Annotated in this window: 8 protein-coding genes and 1 pseudogene; 5 read left to right on the plus strand and 4 right to left on the minus strand. The window is 68.5% G+C overall.

Annotated elements, in window-relative coordinates:
• The first annotated feature begins 297 nt into the window (after nucleotides 1–297).
• The 5 genes from E8A74_RS53535 (at nucleotide 298) to E8A74_RS47340 (ending at nucleotide 5293) form a co-directional block, all read left to right on the plus strand.
• Nucleotides 298–1413: an FG-GAP repeat domain-containing protein gene (locus E8A74_RS53535; protein ID WP_170229921.1), complete on the plus strand. Its 1116-nt coding sequence runs from the start codon at nucleotides 298–300 to the stop codon at nucleotides 1411–1413.
• Nucleotides 1414–1607: 194 nt separating this feature from the next.
• The gene (locus E8A74_RS47325) at nucleotides 1608–2795 is read left to right on the plus strand and encodes a hypothetical protein (RefSeq protein WP_136935775.1); all 1188 of its coding nucleotides are present in this window, start codon (nucleotides 1608–1610) and stop codon (nucleotides 2793–2795) included.
• Between the two features lie 85 nt (nucleotides 2796–2880).
• Nucleotides 2881–4332, plus strand: a complete 1452-nt coding sequence (locus tag E8A74_RS47330) for a pyridoxal phosphate-dependent decarboxylase family protein (protein ID WP_136935776.1) — start codon at nucleotides 2881–2883, stop codon at nucleotides 4330–4332.
• Between the two features lie 207 nt (nucleotides 4333–4539).
• Nucleotides 4540–5064 (plus strand): hypothetical protein, encoded by a 525-nt coding sequence (locus E8A74_RS47335; RefSeq protein WP_136935777.1) that lies wholly within the window; start codon nucleotides 4540–4542, stop codon nucleotides 5062–5064.
• Between the two features lie 7 nt (nucleotides 5065–5071).
• On the plus strand, nucleotides 5072–5293 hold the full coding sequence (locus E8A74_RS47340) for a hypothetical protein (protein WP_136935778.1): 222 nt from the start codon (nucleotides 5072–5074) through the stop codon (nucleotides 5291–5293).
• A 16-nt stretch (nucleotides 5294–5309) separates the two neighbouring features.
• On the opposite strand, the gene E8A74_RS47345 is transcribed toward E8A74_RS47340, so the two are convergent.
• From E8A74_RS47345 to E8A74_RS47360, 4 genes and pseudogenes are all read right to left on the minus strand, one after another.
• Complete coding sequence (locus E8A74_RS47345) at nucleotides 5310–7427, minus strand: hybrid sensor histidine kinase/response regulator (protein WP_136935779.1); 2118 nt, start codon at nucleotides 7425–7427, stop codon at nucleotides 5310–5312.
• A 51-nt stretch (nucleotides 7428–7478) separates the two neighbouring features.
• Nucleotides 7479–9122, minus strand: coding sequence for a methyl-accepting chemotaxis protein (locus E8A74_RS47350; protein ID WP_136935780.1), 1644 nt, complete (start codon nucleotides 9120–9122; stop codon nucleotides 7479–7481).
• Nucleotides 9123–9131: 9 nt separating this feature from the next.
• Complete coding sequence (locus E8A74_RS47355) at nucleotides 9132–9671, minus strand: chemotaxis protein CheW (protein ID WP_136935781.1); 540 nt, start codon at nucleotides 9669–9671, stop codon at nucleotides 9132–9134.
• Nucleotides 9668–10134: pseudogene (locus tag E8A74_RS47360) on the minus strand (hypothetical protein); the annotation flags it as partial. The pseudogene E8A74_RS47360 and the gene E8A74_RS47355, both read right to left, overlap by 4 nt.

A 10134-nucleotide genomic window follows, 5' to 3' on the forward strand; every position in this document is an offset into this window, starting at 1 on the left:
CTCCACAGCAATGACCTCCCACCGTCCGCGGGGCGCGGCGAGGTCTCGACGGGATCGATGGCGCGGGCGCAGGGGCGGCTTCGAGCCCTTCGTGGTCGTGCTCGATCCCGCCGGCCGTCCCTTGCGCCATCACCTCGGCGTGCCTCGACGAATCGAGGCCGACGGCGCCGGCAACGTGGTCCTCGCCGGGGAATTCGAGGGCACCCTCGAGGGCTTCGGCGATGCGCTGACGAGCGCGGGCGGCACGGACGCCCATCTCGTGAAGCAAATCACCTCGGACCCCAAAGGATTCAAGCCATGCACACCTCCCTGCTCGCGCTCGCGCTCGGCTTCGTCCCCATCTATACGATTTCCCCCGAGCCTCTTTCGGTGCATGGAATGCAGCTCGGCGACATTGACGGCGACGGGAAGGTCGACGTGGTGCTCGCCCACGGGGGGAGCCCTCCGCTCTATGGGGTCAGTGTGCTCTTGAACCGAGGCTCGGGCGCCTTGTCGCAGCCGCGGTCGTACCGGATCTCCGACAACGGCGCCAAGGGCCTGCGGATCGCCGATTTCAATGAGGATCAACGCCTCGACCTCACCGTAATGACCCGTGGCGCGGATGGAATGCGGTCGCTCGACGTGTTGCTCGGTCAGGGAGAGGAGGGCTTCGGGCCGCCGCAACTCGTCGCACCCAACGAAAAGGTGAACGGGGTCGACGTGGGGGATTGGAACGCGGACGGGCATCGGGACATCGTCGTGGGAAGCAGCTCCGTGGAGGGGGACGCTCCGCTCGTGCTCCTGTTCGGCCGCGGGGATGGCACCTTTGCGCCGCCCGTCGAGCACCGGGGCGAATATACCCTCAGGAATCTCGCCGCGGGGGACATGAACGGCGACGGTGCGGTCGATATCGTGGCCGAAATGTACGAGGCGCCGGACGAGGGGGTCGCGGCGTGGAGCGTGGCCGTGTTTCTCAATGACGGCACCGGGCGACTCGCTGCGCCGCCGCTGAGGCATCCCGTCACCTGGAAGTATTGGAAGGATCTCGCGCTGCTCGACGCCAATCGCGACGGGCGCCTCGACGTGGCCTTGATTCCGTCCTACGAGAATGCGGTCGCCGTGCTGCGCGGCGAAGGAGACGGCAAGCTCGGCGAGGTCACCCGTCATGCGACCGGTCGTGGCCCGGTGTCGCTGGCCGTCGGTGATGTCGATCGGGACGGTTTTCCCGATCTGGTCACGGCCAACGCAGAGGACAAGACGCTCTCCGTGATTCTCCTGGGGGCCCCTGGCAGCCCGCCGAAGCACTGGGAGCTTCCGCTGGGGGATACGCCTGCTGCCGTGGCGCTCGGGAACATGGATGGGAATGCAGGGCTGGAGATCGTGAGCGCAGGCGAAACGGGGCGCATCACGGTCATCGGACTCCGCGAACCCTGAACGAACCGGCCCCACGCGCGGCCGCGTGGTGGGCTACCTGAAGCGCTCGCGCCGCCTCAATGGATCCATCGGGACACGTGGAGGGCCGGACGATGCGATGGCTACCCTGGGGAATTTTATGCTTGGCGGCCCCTCCGGCGGCCGTCCCCCCTTGCCCGACCGACCTCCCCGGCTGGCGCGATTGGCACAAGCGGATGACCGATACCTTGTTTGCCAGCAATCTCCGTGACGACACCCTCCTCGACATCGGCGCGCAGCTACGTCGCTGCAACGTGCAACTCGAAGCGGTTCCTGCCGCCAAGGAATGCATGCGGAACTTCTCGACCTTCTTCGACGCGGTGACGCGGGACAAGGTGACGTCCGGCCACCTGCTCGGCGCGTCGATTCCAGACGAGCAGTACTTCGCCGAGATGCCGTACCCCGAGATGCTGGAGCTCCCGGATGCCCTGAAGGACCAGCAATTTCTCCGGTGGCTCGACGCCAACGACGACGAATCCCTGGAGAGCGCGCTGAGGTACATCGACCAGATCAATGAGACGATCTCCGAACCGCGCTTCGCATGGGTCGCGTTCATCTACGAATCGCAGCACTTGCCCACGCCCGACGGTACGGGCGCGCTCGGTCGTTTTTTCGTCTACGTTCCGCGCAAAGACTTCGACCAGCATATCCAGTTCGGGCTCCAGCACGATCCCGCCCGCGTGCTGCCCAAGGGCGTCTCGGTCGTGGCCGTCCAGAAGACGGACGCAGGAACGGGCGAAGCGCTGAGGAGGCCGCGCGCACGACTGAAGGACTTTTGGCGGAAGCGCGACGGCGGACGGATCGAGATCAGCACGCGATGGAAGGAGACCGGCCTCGCCGAGAACTGCTACGCCTGCCACAAGCAGGCCACCCTTCCCATCACCCCCCATCCCCTCAAATTCGATCAAGAGCGCTTCGGCGAGAGGTTGAAGTCGATCAACAAGAGAATGGCGAGTTACGGCGCCATCGATCTCGACGGATTCACGCGCTCGGCCTACGGGCCGCCGATGGGGCCCCGCACGTCTCCGCTGCGAACGCCGGCGTTTCTCGCCGCTTGCTCCGCGGGACAGGTCAAACCGGAGCGGCTCGCGCGGCTCGGAGACGCCATGCAATGCGCCACGTGTCACGATGGCGACAGGCGCGGGGAGCTGAATTATCCGAGCGGGATCCGGATGCAACCCAAGGGCGGAACGCTGATGAGCTGGTACGTCGTGAATCACCAGACGATGCCTTGGGGCGTGACCGATCTCTCCCTCGTCGAACGGCAAGCCCTGGTGACGTGCCTGAATGCCGAGTACTATCAGGGGCACGGCGATCAGCCCGGACTCCTCGAATCATGGCTGCTCCAGGAGGCATGCTGGTGAGCACTCGCACGAGGTTGTCCGCGCGTTCGATCGTTTCTTCGAGACCTGCGCTCCGTTCGCTGCCGTTTCGGGTTAGAAGGGGCGCATGCCTCGCCCCTTCAGACATCCGGAGCCGCTCGAGATCGGAGGCGACGATCTCCGCGAGCTCGTCGCCGCCTGCATGGATCGGCTCGCGCCGTGGCTCGATGGGCTGAAGGACCAGCCTGCGCATTCGCTCGACGGCAGCCACAAGGTCGCCCGTGCTTTCGACGAGCCGATGCCCGAGCGCGGCGTGCCCTTCCGGCGCGTGCTGGCGAGGCTCTTCGATCGCGCCCTTCCGGTCAGCTTGAATGCGGCTTCGCCGGGCTATCTCGGGTACATCCCCGGGGGCGGCCTGCCGAGCACGGCGCTCGCGGATCTCATTTCCGACATCACCAATCGTTACACGGGTCTCTGGATGCCTGCGCCCGGATTGGTGCAGCTCGAGATCAGCGTGATTCGCTGGTTCTGCGCCCTCGCGGGATATGGTCCTTCCTCGGGAGGCTGGCTTTGCTCCGGGGGGTCGATCGCAAACCTCGCCGCCGTCGTGGCGGCCCGCGAGGCGAAGCTCGGGGAGGCGTTCGAAGGAGGCGTCCTCTATACCTCGGAAGGAGGGCATCACTCGATCTCGAAGGCCGCGCGTATCGCCGGTTTTCCGCGGCGGAACACGCGCGTCTTGCCCGTGGACGCATCGTTCCGGTTGCGGCGCGACGCGCTCGCCACGGCCGTCGCGGAGGATCGGGCCGCGGGACGCCGGCCTTTCCTGGTCGTCGCGCAGGCCGGCTCCACGCCGGTCGGCGCGGTGGATGATCTCGCCGCATTGGCCGATGTTTGTGCTGCGGAGGGGCTATGGCTCCACGTGGACGCAGCGTACGGCGGGTTTTTCCTCCTCACCGAGCGCGGACGGGCGGCGCTCGCAGGGATCGAGCGGGCGGATTCCATCGCGCTCGATCCGCACAAGGGGCTCTTTTTGCCTTATGGAACCGGCTGCCTGCTCGTGAAGGAGCTCGCGACCTTGCGTTCGGCCTTCGCCGAGACGGCCGCGTATCTGCCGCCTTCGCAGGAGGACGAAGACCACTGGAACTTCGCCGATCTCGGCCTCGAGCTGAGCCGCCCGGCCCGCGGTCTTCGTATCTGGTTGCCGCTCTGGCTCCACGGCGCGTCGGCCTTCCGCGATGCGCTGAACGAGAAGCTCGATCTCGCGCGAAGCGCGTCGGCGCGGGTAGGGGCGCTGCCCGGCGTGCGTATCGTGGCCGAGCCGGCGTTATCCTTGTTCGCGTTCCGCGTCGAGCCGCCGGGCATGCATGCGGCGGAGCTCGACGCGTTCAATCGGCGCGTGCTCGCCCGCGTCAATCAGCGAAAGCGCTTGATGTTGACGGGGACGACCTTGCATGATCCGGCGCTTGGAGAAGAGGTCTTCGTCCTCCGCGTCTGCGTGCTCTGCTTTCGCACGCACGCCGACAGGATCGACATGCTGATCGAGGACCTCGCGGACGCCATTGCGGATCCGCGGGGATGAGGGGCACGCGTTCCGCCGAACGTAGGCGAAATCGCCGTTAACAATCCCAAAGACCGGCTTCATGAGCGGCTCATGCCGCGGCGGCAGAGTGTTCGTTGGTCAGGGCGCCTGTTCGAGCAGGTTCTCCGCGGCCTGGGCATTGGAGCGGATCAAGGATGGAGGTCGGTGATGCGGCAGATACGACGTGCCTTTACGTGGACCGCGCTCATGGCAATCGTGCCGGGGGGCGCTTGGGCGCAATCGGCTCCGCCCGCGGCAGGGCAGCCGCAGAAGCCGGGGATCGAGGCGGCGCCCCACGGCGGTCGGTCCGGCAGGCCCGGTGAAGGCCCTGGCGGGGCCGCGCGCAGGCCCGGGGAGCCCGAGAGGCCCGGGGAGCCGCAGGGAAAACCGCCCGGGGAGCCGCAGGGGAAGCCCGGGGACACGCTGCGCCCGGGGCCGCCGGATGCGGGCGCGCCGGCCGCGCCGCGGAGGGAAGACGATACCGGTCGCGCCGCCCGGCGGAAGGCGCAGGTCGACAAGGAGCGCCCCGCGGTGGAGGCGTCGCTCCAGCGCCGCCCGATGGATGAAGCGCTCCAGCAGGAGATGAAGCACCACGCGGAGCGAATCGCGCGGCTCGAGCGGATCCAGAAGCTCGCCGAGCAGTCCGGCGACACGGCCACGGCCGAGCGGGCCAAGAAGATCCTGGAACAAGAAAACACGCGGTATTCGAAGTTCATCCAGGCGCGAAAGTAGGCGATTCATGAAACATCTGCTCTGGATGGGTTTGTGTGTCCTCCTCGGCTGCGAGGGCCGCGCGGGAAGCCAGGAGAGCACGCCGGCGGGCGCGGCCTCCCAGGCGAGCCCCGTCGCGGACACCGCGATCGCCGTCCCCGCCGATTACGAGGACAAGGCGACGCGCGAGATCACCACGGACAATTACAAGAAGGAGCTCGACGATCTCGAGCAACAGGTCGGGAAATGAGCGTGTTCGGGCCGCCTCATATCAGGCGCGCCACGGCCTCGAGCAGCTTGCGCTGATCGAAGCGGCCCTTGACGATGTATTCGTCGGCCCCCGCAGCGCTCCCTTGCGCGAGATCCATCGGCCGATCCAGGCTGGTCACGAGGATCACCGGCAAGCTCTTGAGCTTGGGATGCGCGCGAATCCGTTGGGTCAGCTCCATGCCATTGAGCCGCGGCATCTGGACGTCCGAGACGACCAGATCGTAAGCGCCCCCTTGCAGCGCTTGCCAGGCGGCCTCGCCGTCGTTCGCCGTGTCCACCTCGTATCCCGCGGCATCCAGGATGTTCCGCTCCAGCGTCCGGCTCGTGAGCGAATCATCGACCACCAGAATACGTCGTTTCTTCACCGCCTCCGCCGCGTGGACCGTCTCCGTGCGCTCGCCCTGGCGACCCCGCGCCACATCGAGCAGGCGCGGCACGTCGAGGACGACGGCCAAGGTGCCGCTCCCCAGGATCATCGCCCCCGCGATGCCCGGAATGCGCGGGAGGTTCCAGGGGAGCCCCTTGGCGACGGACTCCACTTCCCCGAGGACCTCGTCCACCACGACGCCGAGGCGCGTCGCGCCGTCGGAGAGCGCGACGACGAGGAGTTTGGCCGCGTCGGTTTGTCGGGGCTCCTGCATCAGCGCCGAGAGCCACCGCAGCCGCAGCGGCTCGCCCTCGGCGTCCGGCACCGCCGCGACGCCGTCGACGACCTGCACCTCGGAGGAGGCCACCCGAAACGCGCGCGCCACGTAGGCCGTCGGGAGCGCGTACGCGGTGCGCGCCGTGCGCACGAGGAGCGCCTTCGTCGAGACGACCGTCGCCGGCACCTCCATCCGGAACGTGCCTCCGCCCAACGTGGGCTCGGCAATGCGGACGTGGCCCCCGAGCTCCGAGAGCCGCTGCTTGACGATATCGAGGCCCATGCCTCGGCCGCTCACATGGCTGACCGACGGCGCCGTGGAAAAACCCGCGAAAAAGACGATCTCGGCGGTCTCCGTGGCATTCATGCGCGCGAGCCGATCCGACGACAAGAGCCCCCGCTCGACGGCCCGGCGTCCGATTTCGGCCGCATCCAGGCCCCGTCCGTCGTCGGACACCTCGAGCTCGACCATCATCCCGGGCGCTCGGGCGCGCACGCGGATCGTGCCCATGCGCGGTTTGCCCTGGCGCTCCCGGACGTCGGGCGGCTCGATGCCGTGATCCACCGCGTTGCGCAGGAGGTGCATCATCGGATCCCGCAGGCCGTCGAGGATCTGCCGGTCGACCTCGATGTCCCCCACGTCCGCGACGAGGCGCGCTTCGCGGCCGACGGCGTGCGCGGTCTCTGCCACCGTCCGCCGCCATTGCGCCACCACCCCGGCGAGCGGCAGCATCCGGGCGCGCTTGATGGCGGCCGACCAATCCCGGACGAGGTGCCCGGCGCGCTGCACGTCCTGCCGGTTCGCCTCCACCAGGACATCCAGCCTGCGGGTGACCTCGCCGAGGGCCGCGCGTAGCTCCCCCGAGGCCGCACGCTCGATCTGCGAGAGCTCGAGGAGGCATTGCTCGAGCTCGGTGTGGCGCACTTGCCTGCGCCCCTGCGCGACCAGGAACTCCTCGGCGAAATGCATCAAATCGTCGAGGCGGCTCGCTTCGACGCGCACCGTGAGCGCGCTCGTGGGGCTCGTCGGGACGCCCTGCTTTGCCTGGAGCGCATCACTCGTGGGGGCGAGATCCGAGGAGACCGTGGGCTCGGAGATGGTCACCGGCTCCGAGGAGACCGCGAAGACACGCGCGGCATCGAGGGGCGCGTCTCCCCCGAGGAAACGCGAGATGAGGCCGATCCCGTCGCGCAGGCGCGTGACCACCTCGGCGACGGGCACGCCCTCCTGGCGGTAGGCGCCGAGCGCCTCTTCGAGGCCGTGCGCGACGACCTCGACGCCCTCGCTGCCCGCGACGCGCGCCGCACCCTTGATGTTGTGGAGGACGCGGAGCGCTCGTTCGAGCGCCCAGGCGTCGCCCAGCGTCTCCGGCGCCGCGAAGCGCTCGACGACCCGCGCGAGATCCTCCAGCGCCTCCGTCGCTTCGTCGCAGAACAACGGCCAAATGTCGTCGTTATCGCTCTGGCTCATCCCGCCTCTCCGCTTGCGCGCTCGGGCCTACGGCTCCCGTTGGCGACACGGCTAGAACCGATCGCTGGTTGCTTTGAGGTCAAACGTCAGACGCTCGATGTCCACGACCGCGCCTTCGAGTTGCCGGACGCCGGTGGCGTTGTCCCGCGCGGCCTTCGAGATGCCGCCGAGGGCCGAGGCGATCTGCGCGACGCTGGAGGCCTGCTGCGCCGAGGCGCCGGCGATCTGCCGCGCCCGGGCGGAGCTGTCGCTCAGCACCACGGCCAGGTTCTCCACGATGTCGCGCACCGCCTCGACCGCGCGGCGCCCGTCGTCGCAGCGCTTCGTGCCCTCCTCGGTCGCCATCACCGCGCTCTGCGTCGCCTTCTGGATCTGCGCGAGGATGCCCCGGATCTGCTGGGTCGCGCGCTTGCTCTGCTCGGCGAGGCTGCGCACCTCCGACGCGACGACGGAGAAGCCGCGGCCCTGCTCGCCGGCCTTCGCGGCCTCGATGCTCGCGTTGACCGCGAGGAGGTTGCTCTGCTCCGCGAGATCACTCACCGCGTCGACGATCGTCGCGATCTGCGAGGTCTGCTCGGAGAGCTGGAGGATCTGGGACGCGATGCCGGCGACGCGCTCGTTGATCGTCTGCATCATCGCCATCGCCTCGAAGAGTCTGTCGCGGCCGAGGTGGCCGTTCTTCGCGGCCTCGTCCGAGATCTGCGCGACCTCGCGCGCGCTCGACGCGGCGGCCTCGCTCGTTTGCTTCATCTCCTCCACGGTCGTGCTGACCTCCGTCACCGCCGAGGCCTGCTCGGACGCCGTCCCGGCGTACTCCTTGGCGGTGGCGCTGATCTGCGTCGCGTTCGTGGAGAGCCGGGCGACGCCCTCGCGCATGCTCTTCGTCACGGTCCGCAGCCCGTCGGTCATCTCGCGCGCCGCCCCGACGAGGGTGCCGACCTCGTCGTTCGCCTGCGCGCCGCCCGCGGCGACGTCGACCAGCTTGAGCTCCTCCGACGCGCCCGCGGTGTCGCCCGCCGCCATCTTGCGGAAGACCTCGACGAGCCGCGAGATGGGCGCCGCGATCGTCCCCGAGAGCCAGAAGGCGAGCGTGACCGCCACCGCGAGGACGAACCCGATGACGAGGATCAACATGTTCCGCGCCTCGGTGTACGTGGCCTGCGCCTGATTGGACGCGGTCACCGCCTCGCGCCGGTTGTAATCGAGCAGCGCGTCGAGCGCGACGTTCGAGCTGTCGTAATGCGTCTTCGCCGCGGCGAAAAAATCCTTTCGGGCCTCGTCGTTCTCGTTTTTACGGCTCCTCGCGAGGAGACGCGCGGCTTCTGCGAGGTGCGCCCGATGCGCATTGACGAACGCGTCGTGGAGCCTCCGCTCCTCGTCGGTGGTGATGTCGCGCTCGTACTCCTGGATCCTCTTGTCGATGGTGTCCTGCAGCGTCTTGATCTCGACCTCGACGCGCCCCATCTCCCCCTCGTTCGTCAAGTCGATGTGGCTGAGGTAGAGAAGGCGAAGGTCGGAGGTATTTGCATTCAACATGCCGAGCGAATCGACGCCCGGGACGGTGTTCTCCGCGAGTTCTCGACTGACGTTGCGCAGGTTGCCCGCCTCGTAGACGCTCACGACGCCGAGCACGCCCGAGAGCACGGTGACCGCCAGAAACCCTGCCAGCATCCTGCCGCGTATGGTCAAGTTCATGTGTTTTCCTCAATCCGTGGTCGCCCGTGTTGCCCCATCCGGGCTTTCCCCCTCGCCCTGCGCGACGGGAAGTCGCTCGACGTCGATGATCGCGACGAGATCCTTGGTCATGGCTTGAATGGGACGATGCGAATCGGCCTTCATCTGCGCCGACAGCTCGTCCTCGTGGATGTCCCGGAAGCCGAGCACGGACTCGACCGCCAACCCGAGCTGCCCTCCCGCGCCCTCCACGACGGCCATGGCGCTCGCGCGCTCTCCGCCTGCGCCGAGGATCGACGCGAGATCCAAGACGCCGACGATCTCCCCGCGGATGTGCGTGATGCCGAGCAGCCAGCGCGGAAGGCCCGGCAGCACGGTGATCTCGGGGATCGTGACGATCTCGCGTAACACCTCGACCGGGATCCCGAGGCGCTGCGCCCCCGCGCCGACGAGCGCGACCCGGGCGGCGATGCGGCGAGGTCCGTCGTCGCTCGCCGTCCCGGCCAGGCGCTCCGCGCGTCGCTTGAGGATCTCCTCGCGCGCCGCGTCGCTTTCCTGTCGTGCTTTCATACCAGTCCTTCCTTGACGAACCGTACGGCGTCGAGGAGCTGCCCCGCCGTGGTCTCGCCGTCCTCGAGCAATGCGTCGGCCGGGGAATTCACGAGGAGCCCTTCCAGCGCGCGTCCCTGCGTGAGGGACTGCGCGACCTGACGGGCTCTTTGCAGCGCCACGACGTACCAATAACGTGCGAGTCGGTGCTCGGGCCGCAGGAACAACGTTCGCCGCAGGTCCTCGACGGCGGCCTCGGGGTTGCCCCGCTCCAGCGAGAGCTGGGCCCGGATCATGTATCCGATCGGCGCCGTCGAGGGCTGTTCGAGCAATGCCGCGACGACCGTGAGCACGGCGGCGGGGTGGCTCAAATCGGCGCGGCGCAAGGCCTCGGCTTCGACATCCCGAGGGTCCACCGGCGCCGGGGCCGCAGGCGGCGCCGGGGTCACAGGCCGCGCCGGGGCCGCAGGCCGCGCCGGGGCCG

Origin of the sequence: Polyangium fumosum, assembly GCF_005144585.1 — a bacterium.
GTDB lineage: Bacteria > Myxococcota_A > Polyangia > Polyangiales > Polyangiaceae > Polyangium > Polyangium fumosum.